Origin of the sequence: Lysinibacillus sp. NPDC093688 (assembly GCF_050280145.1) — a bacterium.
Classification (GTDB): Bacteria; Bacillota; Bacilli; order Bacillales_A; family Planococcaceae; genus Lysinibacillus; species Lysinibacillus xylanilyticus_B.
On the sequence record NZ_JBNNUX010000013.1, the window covers coordinates 23,131 to 44,904 of the forward strand.

At 36.0% G+C, this 21,774-nt stretch carries 12 protein-coding genes, 2 pseudogenes and 1 riboswitch; of the genes and pseudogenes, 12 read left to right on the top strand and 2 right to left on the bottom strand.

What is annotated here, in order from left to right; all coding sequences use genetic code 11:
- The first annotated feature begins 355 nt into the window (after window positions 1-355).
- The 5 genes from ACQKN2_RS12045 (at window position 356) to ACQKN2_RS12065 (ending at window position 9,449) form a co-directional block, all read left to right on the top strand.
- Complete coding sequence (locus ACQKN2_RS12045; RefSeq protein WP_427415191.1) at window positions 356-3,220, top strand: hypothetical protein; 2,865 nt, start codon at window positions 356-358, stop codon at window positions 3,218-3,220.
- 526 nt (window positions 3,221-3,746) lie between these two features.
- Window positions 3,747-5,051 (top strand): hypothetical protein, encoded by a 1,305-nt coding sequence (locus ACQKN2_RS12050; RefSeq protein WP_427415192.1) that lies wholly within the window; start codon window positions 3,747-3,749, stop codon window positions 5,049-5,051.
- Between the two features lie 437 nt (window positions 5,052-5,488).
- Window positions 5,489-6,715, top strand: a complete 1,227-nt coding sequence (locus ACQKN2_RS12055) for an MFS transporter (RefSeq protein WP_427415193.1) — start codon at window positions 5,489-5,491, stop codon at window positions 6,713-6,715.
- 16 nt (window positions 6,716-6,731) lie between these two features.
- Window positions 6,732-8,147, top strand: coding sequence for a M20 family metallopeptidase (locus tag ACQKN2_RS12060; RefSeq protein WP_427415194.1), 1,416 nt, complete (start codon window positions 6,732-6,734; stop codon window positions 8,145-8,147).
- 330 nt (window positions 8,148-8,477) lie between these two features.
- Window positions 8,478-9,449 carry a glutaminase gene (locus tag ACQKN2_RS12065; RefSeq protein ID WP_427415195.1) on the top strand — a complete coding sequence of 324 codons (972 nt, stop codon included), beginning with the start codon at window positions 8,478-8,480 and terminating at the stop codon, window positions 9,447-9,449.
- 157 nt (window positions 9,450-9,606) lie between these two features.
- On the opposite strand, the gene ACQKN2_RS12070 is transcribed toward ACQKN2_RS12065, so the two are convergent.
- Window positions 9,607-10,959, bottom strand: a complete 1,353-nt coding sequence (locus ACQKN2_RS12070) for an amino acid permease (protein WP_427415196.1) — start codon at window positions 10,957-10,959, stop codon at window positions 9,607-9,609.
- Between the two features lie 162 nt (window positions 10,960-11,121).
- Window positions 11,122-11,198: riboswitch (glycine riboswitch) on the bottom strand.
- Between the two features lie 516 nt (window positions 11,199-11,714).
- The gene (locus ACQKN2_RS12075; protein WP_323647197.1) at window positions 11,715-12,098 is read right to left on the bottom strand and encodes a rhodanese-like domain-containing protein; all 384 of its coding nucleotides are present in this window, start codon (window positions 12,096-12,098) and stop codon (window positions 11,715-11,717) included.
- A gap of 488 nt (window positions 12,099-12,586) precedes the next feature.
- On the opposite strand from ACQKN2_RS12075, the gene ACQKN2_RS12080 reads away from it, so the two are divergent.
- The 7 genes and pseudogenes from ACQKN2_RS12080 to ACQKN2_RS12110 all read left to right on the top strand — a co-directional run bounded on the left by ACQKN2_RS12080 (window position 12,587) and on the right by ACQKN2_RS12110 (window position 21,419).
- Window positions 12,587-13,417, top strand: a complete 831-nt coding sequence (locus ACQKN2_RS12080) for a lipoate--protein ligase family protein (RefSeq protein ID WP_427415197.1) — start codon at window positions 12,587-12,589, stop codon at window positions 13,415-13,417.
- A 201-nt stretch (window positions 13,418-13,618) separates the two neighbouring features.
- Window positions 13,619-14,407 (top strand): annotated as a pseudogene (locus ACQKN2_RS12085) (ribonucleotide reductase N-terminal alpha domain-containing protein); the annotation flags it as partial.
- A gap of 352 nt (window positions 14,408-14,759) precedes the next feature.
- Window positions 14,760-16,541, top strand: a pseudogene (locus tag ACQKN2_RS12090) (vitamin B12-dependent ribonucleotide reductase); the annotation flags it as partial.
- Between the two features lie 835 nt (window positions 16,542-17,376).
- Window positions 17,377-17,676 carry an ATP-binding cassette domain-containing protein gene (locus tag ACQKN2_RS12095; protein ID WP_427415198.1) on the top strand — a complete coding sequence of 100 codons (300 nt, stop codon included), beginning with the start codon at window positions 17,377-17,379 and terminating at the stop codon, window positions 17,674-17,676.
- A 1,269-nt stretch (window positions 17,677-18,945) separates the two neighbouring features.
- Window positions 18,946-19,476 (top strand): hypothetical protein, encoded by a 531-nt coding sequence (locus ACQKN2_RS12100; protein WP_427415199.1) that lies wholly within the window; start codon window positions 18,946-18,948, stop codon window positions 19,474-19,476.
- A 257-nt stretch (window positions 19,477-19,733) separates the two neighbouring features.
- A complete protein-coding gene (locus ACQKN2_RS12105) occupies window positions 19,734-20,666 on the top strand; it encodes a sensor histidine kinase (protein WP_427415200.1) in 933 nt (310 codons plus the stop codon).
- Window positions 20,667-20,675: 9 nt separating this feature from the next.
- On the top strand, window positions 20,676-21,419 hold the full coding sequence (locus ACQKN2_RS12110) for a LytR/AlgR family response regulator transcription factor (protein WP_427415201.1): 744 nt from the start codon (window positions 20,676-20,678) through the stop codon (window positions 21,417-21,419).
- Window positions 21,420-21,774 lie beyond the last annotated feature (355 nt).

Consider the following 21,774-nt stretch of genomic DNA (forward strand, 5'->3'; position numbering starts at 1 on the left):
CCACCAAGCTCCTTGTTTCCTATTAATAGTTGTATTATACATATATTTCTTAAAACTAGAAACATGTCTATGCAGGATTATAAAGCATTTATTAGGCTCCTTAATCCTCATCAATATTCGATGATGTCTTTTCTTTAGTCGTTTTGGAGCTCATTAATTCAAATGAGTAACATTTTATGTAAAAACATAAAAGGGAAAATAAATAGTATAAAAATCCGAGAAAAATCAAAATAGTATTATTTCATGTTTTGGAATAGGGAGGAAGTATGCTTTTTAGAACTATTCTATAAAATGAAGAGAATTCTTAAAAATGTAGCCGATATAATTCAATAGATGATAGAGGAGGTATGGAAATTTGAATAAAAAATTACTTTTCACAGCGGCAGCTATTCCAGCAGCTCTATTTGTACCAACAGTTGCAGGAGCAGTAGGAGCTGATGCAGTTACAGTCACAGGAAAGAATACAGTAAATGAAACTTTAAAAGCTTCTATCGAAAACTTACCAGCAAATTCAATTGTTAAAGGTTATCAATGGTACTATGTAGATGGTTCCAGTGATTCAAAGAATAAACCAATCTCTGGTGCCACAGCAGCGTCATTTACAATACCAGTAGAAGCGGCAGGCAAAGCAGTTTTCGTGGAAGCGACTACAACAAAAGGCGATAAGTATAAGAGTGAACCCCGTTCGATTAATGAACTAAAACTTTCAATAACTGCGCCAAGAATTGAAAGTAGTTCAAACTATGCAGTACCTGGTGAATTGGTACAAGTAGGAGGGGCAATTGTAACCGATGATGCTGGGGCAAAGTTACAAAGTAATCAAATTAAATACAGCTATCAATGGTTTTATAAAGTTGGTGATTCCTTCACAATAATTGATGGAGCTACTAACGACACATACAGAATTCCTAATAATGCTTTAACTAGTGGCATCACAGATATAATGGTTAAAGTACAGGCAAAGGTAGGAACATCTTTGGTAGAATCCGTTGTTTCTGATGTGGTAACAGTATCTAATGAACCATCTGATTCAATGATTGAAAAAATTAAAACTTTATTAATAAATGACAACAAATATAATGTAACAAGTCTAGAATCTTTTAAGGCAGAAGTAACGGCATTAGAAAGTAAATATCAAGCACTATCGGCTGCAGCAAAAGCGAATGTGAAAAATTATGATGTATTAAAGAGAGCAGCTACAGATGTAGATTTAATAAGCAAGTTAAATGAGAAAGTAGATAAGGTTAATGAAGTTAATGAAAAAGATCTATCAAAATATTTAAAAGAAATTGAAGAAGCCTATGATAAGTTAGATTTATTACAACGTAGCTTAGATCTAAACGATGCCTTATACACTAGCATTAAAAACATTTTGAAAGATCCTACAGATATCGAAGATTTTAAAGAGGTTAGAAGACTAAATCAGGCAATTGTTGCATTATTAGATTATAAAAGTTCTTTTGTTACGTATGTACCTACTAGCATAGAATCTTTAAAATCAGCAGTTGAAACAATTGAAAAGGATATAGCAAAACTATCTCAAAATTACCGAGCAACTGTTCAAAATCAAGCAATATTAAGTGATGCTAAGTCGGATATTAAAAAGATTGAACAATTTATTAAACTTTTCGATAAGCTGTCACCTAAAGATTCACCTAGCAAACAGGTGACTACAGCAAAATCGATACGTACGGCTTATGAAAAGTTAACTTATAAGCAACTACAGCTTGTACCAACAAAATATAAGAATTCATTACTTGAAGCAGAAAACGCAGAAAACAGTCAAATTGACAGATTAAATATCGAGATTGACAATTATGTGGGTGATGCGGAGGACAGTTACCCAATAGATCCATCAAAAGATTCTTGGCAAGGACATGTCAATAATGTAAACCGTATTATTAATGAATATAAGGGTTTAACGAAAAATTCAGCGGCTAAAATTGTCGGATATGATAGCTTGGTAACTTTACAAAAGGATTTTAAAGCAGCTGAAAAAATGATTAAGGACATGGACGCTTATCAAAAGCTTTCAGAAACGCCGGGGGTAGCTGAGAGTAAGTTAAAAACGAACTACACAAATGTATTGAAAGCTTATAATAAGTTAACTAGTTTACAACAATCACTTGTTTATAATGCAAACGATTTTTTATTAAATACACCGACTATTACAGTTAACGTAAATGGTAAAGAACCTGCTGATAAAGCGGCTGCATTGGCTTTGAAAGCCGAGGTTGAGAAGCTTGCTAATGTAACGAAATATACATTTGCACAATTCGAGAGTGCTGTAAATGCAGCAACAACAAAATATAAAAACCTATCTTCAGCTGGACGCAAATACGTAACAAATTATTATTTATTAACAGCTGCTAGTAAAGATCTTTCTGGTGTTAAGTCATTCCATAAAAAAGTGCAAACAGCACGAGAAGAAACAGATGCTACGAAACAAGCAAAAAAAATTCAAACCGTACAAACTGCTTATGCTAAGCTACCTGCAAATCAACAGTATTTAGCCAAACAGCAATATGAAGATTTGCTAAACAATCGTCTAGAAGACGGTAATGCACCGGATATAACAAAATTAAATAATGAAATTGCAACCATTGTCACAAATGATACGTATACAGTTTCAATAGAAAAAATTAATGAGCTTTCAACCCAATATAATAAGCTGAGCTCTAGTGATAAAAAACGTATTTCGAATGCGTCTATCTTAACAACAGCGGTTTCCGATGTGAAAAAAGTAGAATCATTTATGAAGACGTATGAAAAATCGTTTACTAGTAACCCAGCAACTGTCATTAAAGCTTTTGCTAAGCTTTCATCAAAACAAATGAGTTTAGTCAGTCCAGAAATACGACAATCCATTATCGATATGGATAAAGGTCAACAACAGTCTAATGAAAGTGCTTTGAAATTAGTTGAATCAATTAATTCACTGCAAGTAAATGGTGAATATATTGATGATTTGGAAACTAAAGTAAAAGAAATTCGTACAGCGTATGATGACCTTAGTGCTTCGGAAAAGAGCGTCGTAAAAAATTATTCTAAGCTAACACAGGCCGAGAGTGACTTGAAAAAGGTAGCTGATGTACATGCTCTTTATGTACCTTTGACAGACGATAATGCAGCAGCTCGTAAAGCTTGGCAAACTGCCTATGGTAAGCTCTCAAAAAAATTAGAAATTTTATATAAGAAAATGTATGCAAACGATTTATAAAATTGTTTAAAATCCAAACCCCGAATAACGAAATTATTCGGGGTTTTAGTGTTCGCACCTGGCATAGTTGGGTGATAAAATGTGAAAGTTTATCGATAAAATTCAAAAGTTGGGTGATAAAACGTGAAAGTTTATCGATAAAATTCAGAAGTTGGGTGATAAAACGTAAAAATGTTCCGATAAAATTTAAAAGTTGGATGACCGTACTTTTGAGAACGTCTTCATGACCAACATCCTGCCGCTGCCGCTTCGCTTTCGCGCAAAAACCATCTGCCGCTGCCGCTTCGCTTTCGCGCAAAAACCATCTATTGCCCGACGCCCCTAGGAAAGCACCCCACTGAATATGACACCCTTAATTTCATTGATACAATTATTTTTCAGTAGAAAAAGCCCATTGGTTAAATTTATCTTTTTTATTTGTGTAGAATATCAATTCTTCGATATACTATTTATAGTTAATCTGTATAATAATTAAGAATCTTTTGTCATAACAAAAGTAGTTTGACATAGAAGGTAGGAACTAAAGATGTATAAAATAGGTGTTGTTGGCCCAATAAAATCTGTAGAAAGAATTATCGAGTTAGCACATGAAATCGAACAGGATATGGAATTTATCCCATATATTTATTCGGTTGCTACAGAGACGAAACATCTTGTGGAAACCTATAATCAAGATGTTGATTTTTGGCTGTTTTCGGGATACATACCTTATAAAATTGCTAGTCAGACAAGCGTCTCACAGGATAAGCTAGAACATATCATCTTTTCTGAAGCGGCCATTTACAAAGGCTTTTTTGAGCAATCCTATAAAATAGGGAAAGTTATGGAGAGTGTCAGTATTGATATTATCTCATCACCTGCACAAATGGCGTCAGAAGGGTTGACGGAGATAGAGAAAAATGTAAGGAACATGTATTTAAAGGAATTTGATGTGGCCATTGATCCGAAAGAATTATTTGATTTCCATTATGACCTATGGCTGCAAGGGAAAATCGATTTTGCGATAACATGTTACCCGTCAGTCGATGAAGAGCTGAAAAAGAGGGGAGTTCCCTCCTATTGGGTATCGCCTACAAAAACAGAAATTTACCATACTGTTCAGCTATTTACCGAAAAAATTAAAACGTCGTATTATAAAGAAACGCAAATAGGTGCTGTCATGCTCGAAATAAAAGAATTTGATTCATTGAAGGAAAGAATGAAGCAAGGATATCGTATTCAATATTTAGAATTGCGCATGAAGGAAAACTTACTGCAAGTATGCGAACAGATTGATGGCTCCTTAATCGGAGAAGGAAATGGGAGATATACAATTTTCAGTACTAGGGGTGCAATTGAAGGGCAGATTCAATTCATCAAGGAAAAAATGTACCAGCTGTACATTGAAATGGAGGCAAAGGTCACAGCAGGAATAGGTTTTGCACAAACGGTATTTAATGCCGAATTAAATGCGCATAGAGCTTTGCGTCAAACGAAGGAACATGAATCGATTGATATTGTCATGATTCAAGATGATGGCACAATGATTGAATCTGTCGGTAATAGCGAGGAGCTAACGTATTCCTATCGAGCTGAGGATCCTACTATCCTTGAAAAATTAAAAAAGGGCAGTGTTAGCATTAAAAACTATACAAGAATACAAGCGCTAGTTCAAAAAATGAGCTGGAAGCATTTTACGACAAAGGATTTAGCCGCACAGCTTCAAATGAGTGAACGAAATGCACAGCGCATCGTGGCTGATTTATGTAGTATAGGTTTAGCGGAAATTTGCGGAGAAGAATTACAGCATACACGTGGTAGACCAATAAAAATATACCAGCTTGTGATGTAGTCAAGCGCATGGAATAAAAAATGTCCTAAACCAATGAATGGTTTTTAGGGCATTTTTTGTTTGGAGGAAATAGAAAGTTACAGAAAATTTTTAGTGATTGTTCGTTTTCGACGAATGTTTAAAAAGTGTAGATAAATCAACGGTTTCCCAGTTTTTATGACGTATGATAGACACCATATTTTATACGACTATCTATTAAAAATTTTCAAAATAATATTGTCAATTTATAAAAAGTCGATTATTATACGAATATATAACGAAATTGTCGCTATATAAAAGGACAGATTTTATTAAATAGGGAGAGATGAAAAATAGTATATAAAGATCGCAAAGGATATCGGAATGGAAGAATAAGAGTTTTAGTTGTCGCAATATTCGGTAACTAGAGAGCTTTTTATCAATTGCAGCGACGCAGTTTAAACATGGGAGGGATAGTAATGACAACGAATGAAATAACAAAAAAATCCAGAAATCTAATCCTTGTACTCTTATTTTTAGGATGGTCATTAGGAAATCTAGATCGTTACATCATGAACTATGCAGTAGTATCAATTACTGGTGATTTAAATTTAGATGCTTCTTCTACTGGAATTATTTTAAGTGCTTTCTTTTTAGGCTATGCAATTATGCAAATCCCTGGTGGATGGCTGGCTGATAAGTTTGGTGCTAAAAAAATCTTACTTTTTTCAGTAATTATGTGGTCGATATTTACAGGTTTAACAGCACTAGCTTGGTCTTTAGTTGCAATGATTATCATTCGATTTTTATTTGGTATTGGGGAAGGTGGGTTCCAACCATCTAGCGCTAAAATTATTGCGACGATTTTCCCGAGAGAAGAACGAGGACGAGCGATGTCAATTATGCTTTCCTCTGGAGGCATCGTTTCGTTAATCGTACCTTTACTCGCAGCTTATTTGTTAGGAACAATTGGTTGGCGTACGATGTTTGCTGTAATTGGTGCGATTGGTGCCATTATTGCATTTTTATATTGGAAATATATCAAACTTCCACATGAGGAAGTAGTGGAAAGTGATAGTAGTAAAGAAAACGCTTCTGCGAAAGTTAACTTTAAGGAACTCTTTAAGACACCGCTAATGTGGAATTTAATGATTGCTTATTTCTGTATTTATGCGGTGAACTGGGGGTTAGTTTCATGGATTCCAACATACCTCCAAAAAAATCGTGGACTCGATTTAATGTCGATTGGTTGGGCGCAAACAATTCCAGCCATCACTACTATTATCGGTATTTATGGTAGCGGTTATCTCATTGATAAGCTGCCACGAGGAATGGACAAGATTTTAGGCTCGATTTCATGTGGAGTTATTGGTATTTTATTGTACTTCATGTTTACAGCGAAGTCGGTAACGATGTTTATTGGTTATCAAACGGTCGTTACTTTATTTATTGCATTTGTCATTACATTACTACCTGCCATTGTGTTAAAGAAATTACCTTCTTCTATTACAGGTTCCGCAATGGGGGTTGCTAATACAGGCGGGCAATTAGCTGGATTTGTAACGCCGATGGCAATCGGCTTTATGGTAGATGCTTTTAACGGTTCCTTCGATGCAGCATTTTGGATGTTAATTGGATTTGCAGGCATTTGTATTATTTCACTTTTAACGTTAAATGATCAAAAAGGAAGTCTTTTGAATTCATAATAGGGGGTATAAAAATATGAGTGTACATGAAAAAATTTCGTCATTAGTCGAGTCAAAAAGGGATGCTAGTATTCAATTAAGTGATGCTATTTGGGCAGTACCCGAACTTCATTTTCAAGAAAAGAAATCTGTTCAATATATTAAGGCAGCTTTAGAAAAAGAGGGCTTTGCAACAGAGCTTGGAATTGCAGGACTTGATACAGCCCTAGTAGGAACGTATGGATCTGGAAAGCCGGTTATTGCCTTTCTTGGTGAATATGATGCACTCCCTGGTTTGAGTCAAAAAGGTGGGGCTACTCATTTCGAACCATTAGAGGACGGAGAAAGTGGCCATGGTTGTGGACATAACTTATTAGGTACAGGAGCGTTCTCTGCTGCTGTTGCGGTGAAAGATTACTTAGAGCAAAATAATCAATCAGCGACAATTCGTTTCTACGGTTGTCCAGCAGAGGAGAATGGATCAGGTAAAGCTTATATGGCGAAGGCTGGTATTTTTGATGATGTCGATATTGCAATATCTTGGCATCCTGGTACTTTTACAACTGTGATGACTTGCAGCTCTCTAGCAAACTATGCTGTTACGTTTAAGTTTACGGGAAAAAGTGCACATGCAGCAGCAGCGCCACATTTGGGACGAAGTGCATTAGATGCAGTTGAGCTCATGAATGTTGGGGTAAACTATTTACGAGAACATATTATTCCAGAAGCGCGTGTACATTATGCGGTTACAAACACAGGAGGATCATCTCCAAATGTCGTTCAACCATATGCAGAAGTAACATACTTAATAAGAGCGCCTAAAAAGCATCAAGTACAAGAGATTTATCAACGTGTTGAAAATATTGCTAAAGGTGCAACATTAATGACCGAAACATCGTTAGAAATCGCTTTTGAGGGAGCAGCGTCCAATCTTATTCCAAATAAAACACTTTATGATGCGATGCAAAAACAAATAATGGATTTAGGAATGCCCACTTATACAAGAGAAGATGAACAGCATGCACAAGCAATTTTTAATACATTTACGCCGGAAATTCAGGCATCATCGTTAGTGGGTCTAAAAAAAGAAGATGCCTTGCAGTTACAAGGTAAAGTTATTGCGAACCACATCCCAAGTGTCCTACCTGAATTTATATTGGGTGGATCAACGGACGTTGGGGATGTGAGCTGGAATGTCCCAACTGTTCAATGTACAACTGTGTGTATGGCACTAGGTACACCACTTCATACTTGGCAGGTTGTCTCACAGGGTGTGATGCCAATAGCACATAAGGGGATGTTGCAAGCAGCAAAAATAATGGCTTGCACGGCTGTGGATCTAATTGATAATCCATCACTTATTGAAGAAGCTAAAAAAGAATGGAAAGAACGTCTAGACGGGGAGACTTATGTTCCGCTAATTCCAGAAGGTACTAAGCCTCCAAAACTTTAACTTCTTTCAGCAGAAGTCTCCCTCCTCTAGGTGGTGAGATGAATGCGGATATAAGCTACTTTTCAGTGGGTGTCCAAACACCCACTGAAAGAAGTTAAAGCCTCCGGCGGATGTCACGGAATCGGAAAGGAGTTCTTTGTGCAAGCACAAAGCCGATTCCAGACGCAATTATGCCGAGGTATAATTGATAAAAAAGTTATACCAAAAAGAGTCTTCGTAGGGTAAACTATGGAGACTCTGTTTTTGCCTATTATTAAGTTTTTTCTTAGTTAAGTGTACTTATTGAGTAGTTATGGCGTAAAATGCCGTTTTTTGAAAGGAGATCACAAAATGCCGACAGAACATATCAATCACAATAATAATCACCTTGCGGCAGAATGGGTGGAACAGTTTCGTTCTTATGCAAAAGAGGGGAAATGCGCAAGCTATATTCCCGCTTTAGCGGAAAAAGATCCAAATCAATTAGCGATTTCGATTATCGGAACTAATAATGACGAAATGAAAGCCGGAGAGACAACGGAACTATTTACGCTACAAAGTGTTTCAAAGGTCGTTACATTTATTTTAGCGTGTATGGAACGAGGATTACCTTTTGTTTTAGAACGAGTAGATGTTGAACCTACAGGTGACACCTTCAATTCAATCATTCGTTTAGAAAGCCATCAGCCTGGAAAACCTTTTAATCCAATGATTAATGCAGGAGCAATTACAGTATCCTCTATGCTTGACGGAAATTCTCCGCAAGAGAAGGTTTCGAAAATTCTCCAATTTTTAGAACAAATGGTTGGCAAGGAATTAAAGGTTAATGAAGAGGTTTATCAATCGGAGTGGCAAACTGCAAATCGAAATCGTTCATTAGCCTATTATTTAATGGATTCTGGCTTTTTAGACTGTCCCGTAGAGGAGGCATTAGAGGTTTATTTGAAACAGTGTGCTATTGAAGTAAATGTTTCAGATTTAGCGATGATTGGTTTAGTCATCGCCAATGATGGCTACCACCCTCTATTAAATAAACAGCTCTTTCCAAAGCAAGTAGCAAAATTAGCAAAGGCATTGATGGTTACTTGCGGTATGTATAATGCTTCTGGTAAATTTGCTGCATTTATCGGGTTACCCGCTAAAAGTGGCGTTTCTGGAGCGATTTTGGCGGCTGTGCCAAGTCATGCAGGCTTAGATTCACCTTTTCCTGCTGGGTGCGGTATTGGCATATATGGACCAGCAATTGATGACATCGGGAACAGCGTAGCCGGAGTGAATTTACTTAAGCATATCGCTACCGAGTGGAATATGAATATTTTTTAACCAATGAAAGAAAGATGACTTCAGTATATGGAGTCATCTTTTTTTACTTCATTCAGCGGATTTCTAAACATCCGCCAATATTATACCGTTAATTTGCAATAAAAAAGCCCTGAATAGCTTCACATTGCTTAAAGTGTCCCTATCCAGGGCAATACAACTAGCGTATTGCTTTCTTTCTTTTCATCTTATAAATAATCAGCAGCAAAATAAACCAAATTGGTGTCAATAGTAATGCTGTACGAGTTGCCTCTGAAATGAACATCACTACTAATAGAAATGCAAAGAAAGCAAGTACTAAATAGTTTACGAACGGAGTGAAAGGTGCCTTGAAAATTGATGCTTCATGAAGTGCACGATTTTTACGTTTATAGATGATATGAGAGATTAAAATAATACTCCACACCCAGATAAAGCAAATGGCACTAATTGTTGTCACAACACTAAAGGCGTTTTCAGGCATTAATTTACTTAGTAATGCACCAGCGGATACAACAATTGCAGACACAACAAGTGCGTTACTTGGTACACTGTTTTTATTGAGCTTTGCAAACATTGGCGAAGCTTGCTTGTTGTTTCCAAGATTAAAAAGCATGCGGCTTGTAGAAAATAAACCACTATTACCAGCCGAAGCAGCAGATGTTAGAACGACAAAATTTATAATACCTGCAGCAATTGGAATACCAGCTAGTGTAAATACTTGTACAAATGGACTACTAGAGGCAGACATTTCATTCCAAGGATTAATGCATAAAATAACAAATAACGCCCCTACGTAGAATAATAAAATGCGTATTGGAATTTTGTTAATGGCAGAAGGAATGTTTTTTTTGGGATTGGCCGTTTCAGCAGCAGAAACCCCTACTAACTCGACACCAACAAAAGCGAAAACAACCATTTGGAATGCCATTAGGAATCCGTGTATGCCATTCGGGAATAACCCGCCATGTGCCCAAAGATTTTCAACAGAAACTGTACCAGAGCTTGTTTGAAAACCTGTAAATAACATGAATAGTCCAATCACAATCAATGCAACAATTGTAATGACTTTTATAAGTGCAAACCAAAACTCTAGTTCGCCAAATAGTTTTACAGTTAATAAATTCAACATTAATAACAGTACTAAACAGCCAATTGCAGGCACCCATTGTGGTATATCAAACCAATATTGTACATAAACGCCGACAGCAATAATATCTGCCATAGCGGTCATAATCCAGCAGAACCAGTATGTCCAGCCGGTGATGTAACCTGCCCAAGGACCTATGTATTCGGATGCGAAATCAGTAAATGATGTATAGCCAGCATTTGATAATAACAGTTCACCTAACGCCCGCATGACGAAAAATAAGGCGGTTCCGACAATTAGATAGGCAAAGATGATGGAAGGTCCCGCTAAAGCAATGGCTTTACCAGAGCCTAAAAATAAACCAGTACCGATTGTTCCGCCAATCGCAATGAGCTGCACATGGCGATTTTTTAAATCACGTTTTAATTGTTGTTGTTGTTCCACGTTGCTCCCCCTCAAAGATACGTAAAAACTATGACTGGAAATAAAAAAGAGACTAGTAGTGACACTAGTCTCGTAAACGACAGAATAACAAATACCAATTGCGAATGTTGTATGCAAAAAAAGAAAACATTCGTGTGGTATAGCTTTCATGATGAAAGTTGATATTACTCCTCTGTCCTTTTGCCTGAGATAGTGAACCCTTCGGCGACGCAAAATGCGCTCTCTCCAGAACTGCTCCTGCTATAGTTTTATCCATAGCATTCATAGCTTGTATTGTATGTCTTGATGACATTATTTTAAGATATTATACATCCTATCAGTGCTACCATAATTATTCAAGGGTAAATTTCAGTCATTTTCTGAAAAAAAGAAGATTGGAGTTCGTCTAGGTAAATATTTTACGAAAAATAGTATTTTTAGACATACGTTAAAATATGGATAATAGTTAGTGTTTGGTATGAAGGGTTAAAAGAGGCGAGGAACGTGTGAGGGAAGCAGCTAGAATTTGGGTATAGGAAGTTGAATGTGAGCATTATATTGCCTCACGTTGTTGCTCTACTTTTTTCTGGCCTATGTACGATCAAGAACTTGGTGAGCAAGAAATAAGTTGTCAGACGTTAAATAATAAATATAATATAGTAGAAACTCAGAATTTTTCGCAAAAAGTAAACCATCTCATAGTCATTTGAGATGGTTTCTTTTCGTTTAAAACAAAGTGATATAGTAGTCACGAATGCCTTAACGATTTTTTAAAATTATTTTTTGGACTTTATTTTACCTGTCCAAGTACGGAAGCCGCCTTGAAGTTGGTAAATTTGGTTGTAGCCACGTTTTTTAAGAAATAGAGCAGCACGTGCGCTACGGCCTGTATTTTGACAGTATAAATATACTGGTAAATCTGGGCGAATTTCTTTGTGACGTTGACGTAGAGTTGTTGAAGGAACATTTCGTGCACCAAGAATGTGACCTGCATCAAATTCTTTTTGCTCACGTACATCGATAAGCTGTGCTCTACGATAGCCTTCAATAAATTGTTCTTGTGTTAGGTTTGTTACGGCTTTTTTTAGTCGTAGTGCATTGATGCCGATATATGCAATTACGACTACTAAAATAACACCGATTGTGATAAGTATGTTCAACAAAATTTCTTACCCCTTTCTATCTTCTTTATTATTATAAAAGATGCGCTAGCGATAGTCCAATGAGTTTGATAAAATTAATTAGATTGTGGCTAGAATTAATCTATCTATATGTATGGATGTTATTAGTGAAAGGTCACAGAATCATTCCACCACATTTTTAGACTTAGGTGGATGATTACTTCAATAAAGAAATAGAACTAAACGCAGAGTGTCAAAATTTTGAGAAACATTATTTTTGGCTCATCTCCAGGAGTCGGATGGCATTTGCTAAAACGTATGCCATATATAGGTTGATTGGAGTGAAGGCTGGGCGACTCCTCGGGGATCAGCGTCACAGATGAGACCCTGCAGCGAAGCGAAGCGGCTCATCGGACGCCCCCAGGAAAGCGCCCAGCCGTAACGGAAATCAACCACACGCTATGGCGATGAGCTTTATTTTGTACACATTCGCAAAGGATAATTTAATATTCGTAGGAGATGAAAATATGACAACTTGGTATTTTCTAAATTCAGGGAAATGTAGCCCATCTTTCAATATGGCATTAGACGAAGCATTACTCGATTGGCATAGTGAAGGTTTAATTCCACCAGTCATTCGTTTTTATGAGTGGGAGCCAGCAACTCTTTCGATTGGCTATTTTCAGCAGGCGAAAAGAGATATTAATTTCGAGGCTGTACAAGAACAAGGTTTAGGCTTTGTTCGTCGACCAACAGGTGGTAGAGCCGTTTTGCATGAACATGAGTTGACATATAGCGTCATTGTTTCAGAAAGCTATCCAGATATGCCTGAATCAGTGACAGAGGCATATAGAGTGTTAAGCGAAGGGATATTGCAAGGTTTTCATAATCTAGGTATGGATGCGTATTTTAGTGTGCCTAATACCGAAGAACAAAGAGCGGACTTAAAGAAACCTAAAAGTGCAGTTTGCTTTGATGCGCCAAGTTGGTATGAGCTTGTAGTAGAAGGTAAAAAAGTAGCAGGTAGTGCACAAACTCGTCAAAAAGGTGTTATTTTACAGCACGGAGCTATTTTACTTGATTTAGATCAAGAAAAATTATTGTCTGTCTTCAATTTTTCAAGTGAAGAGGCGAAGGCACGTATGCGTAGAAAGATGCCTGAGAAAGCGGTTGCTATCAATAATTTTGTTAAAGAACCCGTGACTATTGAACAATGTGTGACAGCTTTTAGAGATGGTTTTGCAAAATCGTTGCAAATTGGTTTAAAACCATTTACACTTTCTGAGGAGCAATTAGAATATGTACATGCACTAGAAGAAAAAAAATATGCATGTGATGATTGGAACTTCAAAAAATAAAAAATGGTATAAGAAAAATATTTTTTTATCGTTCAACCCTTGTGATAACAAGCAGTTCGCATTCTGTTCGAAATTGCAAGAGTTGAATTAAAAAACTATATATAGTATCTTTTTTTAAGACATATACACAATATGTAGTGTTTAACGCACATGATATTGTGTATTTATATTTGTAATGAAGAAAATAAGGGAGGCAAAACGATGGTACTCACAAATCATCAACCCGAAGTAAACAAATTTGAACAGTTAAACAAAGATATTGAACAATTTCCACAGGTTCATCCTGTAACACCTGATATGCACATTACGCATAAAGGTGTATCAAGACTTGTGATGATCGATCGCTACTCGTTTAAGGATACGGAGAAGAAAACGTTAAAAGCCGGTGATTTCGTCGTCTTAACAGTGAAGGCAGATCCAAAATTCCCTGCACGTGGTCTAGGGACAATCCAAAAGCTTGATATGTCTACTAAAACAGCGGAAATTTTGATTGAGGAAGATTACCGTAGTGCTATAGATGATCCGAAAGAGCAAGAAACGGGTGTGATTACGCGTTCAATTGACGTGCTAGAAAAGCCTCTTGAAATATTTTATGAACAAATCACAAAACGAAATGCAACAGGGCTTGCTTCTGTTGAAAAAACACAAGAGAAGCGCCAAGAATGGTTTGAGAAGTTTTATGAGCAGCTAGTTTCATTAAAATTCATTCCAGCTGGACGAGTTATTTACGGAGCTGGATCAGAAACGGATGTAACCTTCTTCAACTGTTACGTAATGCCATTTGTAGCAGATTCACGTGAAGGAATAAGTGATCACCGTAAGCAAGTGATGGAAATTATGAGCCGCGGTGGTGGTGTAGGAACAAATGGTTCAACATTGCGTCCACGTAACACTTTAGCACGTGGTGTAAATGGTAAATCGTCTGGTTCTGTATCATGGTTAGATGATATTGCGAAACTGACTCATCTTGTTGAACAAGGTGGTTCCCGTTAACCGAAAACGGCGGGATTAAAATCTCGTGAATTGCTGGAACACCCTGAGAGCTTTTCTTGCTACAACGTAAACTGTGAAGTTAGGCGTGAATGCTTGAAAAAAGAAAAGATTGGGCAATCAGCAGCGAAGCATCTATGGAAACGTAGATGAACGTTCAACGACTATTGAACCTTTCTAAGCTTGACAAAGTATGAAAGAAGTAAATCATATGAGGCGGTGACGCTCTTATGAGGCGCGAGACAAAGAACAGTATTCTTTGATGATATAGTCTGATCTTATGTGAAAGCATAAGAATGTGGCAGAAATGACCACATCTAAAAAGTATTTTAAAATACTTTTTTGTAACAAAAAGCGTGGGGCACAAATGATTATGCTGGCAGATTGGCATCCTGATATCGTGGAATTTATTATTTCAAAAATGCAAAATCCACGTATTCTACGATACCTAATCGAAAATACAACGGATAAAACAATTATTCGTCTAGCAAAAGAAAAATTAAACTTTAAACCTCTTTCATCTCAAGAGGAAGCTATGTACCAAGGTATTGTTAACTATAAAGGTATCGAAGGCTTAGGCGGTTTTGATACGGCTATTATTCGTGAAGCGGAAAACAAACTACGCGATGGCGGTACTTATACTGTTCACAATTCAGAGTTTTTAACTGGTGCAAATATTTCTGTAACATTAACAAAAGAATTTATGGAAGCAGTTGAAAATGACGCTGAATTCGAGCTTCGTTTCCCAGCTGTTGAAGAATATACAAAAGAAGAAATGGCTATTTACAATAGTGAGTGGCATAAAGTTGGCGACGTGCGCGAATGGGAGAAAATGGGCTATAAAGTACGTACATACCGTACGATTAAAGCGCAGGAATTATGGAATTTAATCAACGTTTGTGCAACGTACTCTGCAGAGCCAGGTATTTTCTTCATCGACAACGCCAATGACATGACAAACGCAAAAGCTTATGGTCAAAGCGTTGTAGCGACAAACCCATGTGGGGAACAACCACTTGCACCATATTCTGTGTGTAACTTAGCAGCTGTGAACTTAGCACAGTTTGCAAATAAAGAAGATCAAACGATTGATTACGAAGCACTACGTGAAACAGTTCGTGTTGGTGTTCGTATGCAAGATAATGTTATTGATGCTACACCTTACTTCTTAGAAGAAAACCGTGTACAAGCTCTAGGTGAGCGTCGTGTTGGCTTAGGTGTAATGGGCTTAGCGGACTTACTAATTTATTGTGAGAAAGAATATGGCTCAGAAGCGGGGAATGAGCTAGTTGATGAAATCTTTAAAACGATTGCTGAGACTGCTTATGAGGCGTCAACAGAGCTTGCAAAAGAACGCGGTAGCTTCCCATTCCTTGTAGGAGCAACAGAGGAAGAGACAGCACGTTTACGTAAAGCATTTACTGAAACAGGCTTTATGCAAAAAATGCCTGCGCACATTAAAGAGCAAATTTTAGCAACAGGTATTCGCAACTCGCATTTACTGACAGTAGCTCCAACTGGTTCTACTGGTACGATGGTTGGCGTGGCAACAGGTCTTGAGCCATACTTCTCGTTCACATATTACCGTTCAGGTCGTCTAGGTAAATTCATCGAGGTAAAAGCAGAAATCGTTCAAGAATATTTAGAACGTCATCCGGGAGTAGATGAGAATAACCTTCCTGATTGGTTCGTTACGGCGATGGAGTTAAAACCAGAGGCACATGCTGATGTACAATGTATCATCCAAAAATGGATTGATTCATCTATTTCAAAAACTGTAAACGCACCAAAAGGTTATACAGTACAACAAGTTGAAAAAGTATACGAGCGCTTATATAAAGGTGGCGCTAAAGGTGGTACGGTTTATGTAGATGGTAGCCGTGATTCACAAGTACTGACACTTAAGGCTGAAGAAAATGATATGGATCAACTATCATTTGAAGAAGAATTAGTAGAAGTACCAACGAAGCGTCCTGTTGTATTAATAGATACGATTCAAGCATTAGAATCGACAACAGTTATTGGTTCGGATGTAGGGAATACTTGTCCAGTATGCCGCAAAGGAACTGTAGAAGAAATCGGTGGCTGTAATACATGTACAAACTGCGCTGCACAGTTAAAATGTGGCCTATAAAATATTGAAAAAGTGTCTATTGTAGATTTTAAATAAAGTTTAACCGTTTCCCTCCTTTGGATATGATTATCTAAAGGAGGTTTTTTTTTTGTCCAAAAGAACCAGAACATCGAAAGTGTGAAAATGGATTAAAGAAGGTCGTGGCTCTGGAGTGGCTGCGGATTATATGGCGTAGTTAAACTTTCTGGATGTTTCATCGTTAGGAAGATAAAAGGTATTAAAACAAATAGACAGCATGAATTTCTATCAATTTAATAAAAAACCATTTGATTATCTATTTAACAGACCTAAAGTATCAGCATCTTGCTGGTGCTTTTTTTTGTGGTGTACTCAGCTTGCTCATGAACTCTAGGGTGCAAGTCCCAATCTCCGAAGAAAGCAACACACCTGCCCGAGGAACACAACTACTCATATAAGGCCAGATTCGATTGAGTTTGCTCAATAAAACAAAGCGCTTTCTTTCGAAGACCATATCGAGTAAATAAGGTGGATAGATGGTGTGAAAGTGTATGTGCTTAGCTGGGGAGGTCTGACAGAAACGTGAAGTATCCCTTCATAACCTACTTGGTGAACAGTAGGTGGTCTATTAGAGTTTCATAGAACATCTAAAGGAGAAGGTAATTTGCTAATCATGAAGCAGTCTGTCTGTTCAAATCAGCTGAACTTGTAAAATAAGTGTTGTCACAGGGAACCTTTTTGACAGTTATGAATGAAAATAGAACACCTAGATCAGATACTTTGGACATCTAAGTATAGAGGAGCAGCTTGTATGCATGGAATTAAAAACAGTAGAATTCTCGAGTTATAGTATGTATGTAAATTAGGAGGGTGAACCATGCAGGATTACAATGTAAAGGTAGAAAATTTAACAAAGAACTATGGGAAAAAAGCTGTTCTGAAAGGAATAGACTTTACTGCTAAAAAAGGTGAAATTATTGGTGTTATCGGTAAAAATGGTGCTGGGAAATCGACATTCTTGGAAAATTTAATGACGATTAAAGATTATAATGACGGTAAGGTAATTGTTTTTGGTAATAACTTACAGAAAAATAATGAGCAGCTTGTATTTCATTCTCTCCCCCTAAAAAACTACATATTTTCCCAAATGTTCCGTATTAATACTATAACTGAATAGATTATATTCTTCAAATTTTATAACGAAATCGATATATGTGATGATTTTCAAAAAGAATTATCCAGGAGCTACCCTTTAAAGTACTTTAAATAGTTTTATAAAATCTAGATTAGAGCTAAAAAGGAGCCTGATATGGAAGATATTCTTATTATCAAACATACTAAATGATCCTAAAACAACTAATTTTATTCTAAATAGTTCAAAATATTTTAGTTGACCTGGACGTTGGTTAAGAATCTCTGGTGGAACTAAATCTGGGTTTCCATTCTTACAAATTGACTGGAATCGTGAAGAAGGTTGCGGAATTTATCGAGGTCTTACACAAGAAGAAGCTAATGCTCTAGATTTATAAAAAACATTTAAAGAATTATACAACTCCATGCAATTCGAGTTGACATAACAACTGAAAAAGGAAGTAATACCAAGGATCAAACCTTTGGTATTACTTCCTTTTCTATTACAAAACAATTTATTGTGTATGCAGAATTTTATACATTGTTAAGTTTACAGCATTTTTCAGCGGTTTTACTGGCTGTAGCGTGTATAAAATACTGCATAAGAAAAATCCCTAACAAACAATACCTTTACATACGCTTTGCTCATCTAATTGCCATGTTTATTATAAATAAAAGTACCCTATAAATTAGAACTTTTAGTGTCTAACTTATAGAGTACTTTTTAACGCGGTACAAAAATTATTTCTTTTTAATAAAGTGAATAATTATATGATAAGTTGACGTTTTTACGAGCATAGTAGTTGCCTCCAAAGCCAAATGATATACTGAAACCAGCCTTCTCGAATCCGGCTGACATTTCTTGACTAGTTTGAGCAGTAAGAGTTGCATTTCCACTTATATTTACTTTGGTTGCTGGCCATTTACCACTTGTAGGAATAGTAGTTCCATTCTGTTGCTCAAAATATGTAGCTGCACTTCCTTGTTCCCACCAAGTGTTTAGAACACCTTTAATTTCACGAAAAGTACCAGATGAATAAACATTTAATCGAGCCTTTAAAGAAGCTTTACCATAACCTGAACCAGTAGTTTCTGTAACAACCTTTGAAGTATAACTATCATTAGAAGCAGCACGAGCTAAGCCATGATATAAGACTTCATCCTAAACAGTAATGCTTATTTATAGTAAGATATCGTATTCCAGCAAATAGATGGTTAAGCTTGTTATCGAAAACCGATTCTAGTTCTCACGTTTTTTCTTTGGTCGTATTATAATATTATTTTATTAATAAAATATTTTTAAAGGAGTATTTATATGAAAAAATTTCTATTATATTTTAGTGTCTTATTCTGTTTGGTTTCAGTAGTAGGTTGTAACGAGCAGGACAAAGCTGTAAACGGTGAATTTCTTTTAGGTAACTTTGGCGCTGATTGGAAGAAAGAAACTTATTATTTGGTTGTTCCAATTAATTGGTCAGGAAAATCACATGTAACAATAGAATCTATAAAGTTGATAAAAAAAGATGAAAAGCCTATTACATACGAGGAAGATGGTATAAAATATGAATTCTTTGGTGCGGACCCGTTAAAGAAATTAGGGATATATGGTGAGTCAGATGTTGGAGAATTGAAAAATATAAAAGATTTAGAAATAGATGGTGATGGTAAAATTGTGCTTAAATTAGTATTAGGAGAAGAGGTAAAAGAAGACAGTGAACGAAGAATAAAAATTAGTTTTAGTATCAACGGAAAAGAATATGAAAAAATTGTTGAATGGAAAACCCTTGAACAATTAACTACGGTGGCAGAAAACAACTCAGTTATACCCTACACAACGGTGAAGTAGGCGAAGGATACTTAATCGAAATAACACCATATGAAGAAGATATACGGAAAAGACCAAGGCTGTTATTTAAATAACAGCCTTGGTCTTAAATTATATTAAATGTAAAGAAAGAGCATAAGGAAAAAGTGCCTCCAAAATGGTTGTGGGGTTAGGCAGAGCCTAACTTTTTAACGATATCAAGAACAAAATGAAATATATACAAAATATATACCTTTCGAACCATTTTTTCAGCGACATTACTTCATCAATTTATTACAATGAGTATTGGCTTTATATTTATAGTCTTTTGGAAAAAAATTACCGTCCGAATTTTTGAGAAAGATGCAGATGATAAGAATTTAACGCGAATTGCAGCTTTTTTGGGTCTTTTTACATATTTGATTTATTTTACAATGATTGTTTATGTACGATTAACAGGAAATCAAAATAAGCTGGTATTGATGAATACGATGTACTTATTTATCTATTTTGTTATTTTTGCTGTTAGTTTGTCGTTTCTAGTATATACCTTTAGAAAGCAGTTTGAGATGAGGGAAAAGGAAATTGAGCTAAACAGTCTACAAATGTACACTGAACAGCTGGAAAAAAACTATAATGAAATGCGAACTTTCCGCCATGATTACATCAATATCCTGTCTTCTATGTCAGAATACATCACCAATCGAGATATGACTGCTTTAGAAAGCTATTTTAATGACAATATTATGCGCGTCAGTCAAAAGATTCGTGACAATGATTTTAAAATGAGGGGATTGTCTCAAATTAAAATCCCAGAAGTAAAAGGTTTGGTATCTTCCAAACTGATTACAGCACAGGAAAAGGGGATAGATGTGGTTTTTGAATGTCCTAACGAAATTCATTATCTGAATATGGATAGTGTACTGTTGTGCCGCTGTATCGGAATTATTTTAGACAATGCCATTGAAGCAGCAGAAGAAGTAGAAAAGGGTACGGTTCGAGTGGGGTTTGTGGAGTTTGAACAATCCGTGTCCTTTGTAGTTTGGAATACGTTCAAAGATACTGGACATAAGCTCTTTCAATATTTCGAAAAAGGTTTCTCAACAAAAGGAGAAAATCGAGGATTGGGGCTGACTAGCCTGAAGAAAATGGTTGATCAAGAAAATAACACACAGTTGGATACATTTATAGAGGATGAATTTTTTAAGCAGGAAATTGTAATTTTAAAGTGAGGGATTGAGATGATTGATGTTTTTATTTGTGAAGATCAAAAGGAACAAAGAGAAAAGATAGCCAGGTATGTTTCAAATTACATAATGATTGAAAACCTTGATATGCAACTGGTACTAACAACCGCAGATCCAGAAGAAATATTAGCCTACATAAAGGAGAGTAATCGACCTGGTTTATATTTTCTTGATATCGACTTGAATTATGAGATGAATGGTATCACACTTGGCGCGGAAATCAGAAAAATTGATCCAATAGGTGATATTGTTTTTATCACAACCCACTCAGAACTTACTTATTTAAATTTCATTTATAAAGTAGCCGCGATGGATTTTATTATTAAAGATGATGTCGATTCTGTACAGAGCAAGATTGTTAGCTGTTTGAAGGTGACAAATGAAAGAAAGCAAGTAATGAACAAAACATCCAATAAAAAATTCGTTCAAAGAATTGCAGATAAAATTATTAGTGTCAACTATGATGATATCATGTTTTTTGAATCCTCCCCATTACATAAAGTTGTTTTACATTTGGATAATCGTCAAGTGGAGTTTTATGGGAAGCTGAAAGACATAGAAAAAGAATATGAAGGCTTCATTCGTTGCCATAATTCTTTCGTAGTAAATATCGACAATATTCAGGAAATGGACTTAAAAAAGAAAGAAATTCTAATGGAAAATGGCGAAACTTGCTATGGATCTGCTCGAATGATTAAAGCTGTACAGAAAAAATTAGAAATGAATCTAATCGAATAAGAGTATGCTCTCCCTTGTATTTCCAAGCGTTTAAAATGTATCGAAAAAGGAAATAAAGTTGTACTGTTTGAAATAAAGTCGCACCGTTTTGAGCGTATCAAAATCAAGGAAATACTGTTAAATCAACATTTTGTATTTAACTTTGATCAATCTGTTTTATAAAAAACAATCATTATAAATAAAAGAGAGCTATCGTTTTGATCAATCTTTATTCAAAACGATAGCTTTTTAAATGCAGTTAAATCAAGTGTTTAAAGTGATTTATAATCAAACTTTATTCCAAACCAACATCTATCTTGTCAATAAGATGGATAGGCACTTTTTTATCGTCATTTAGACAAACTCCAACTACGGA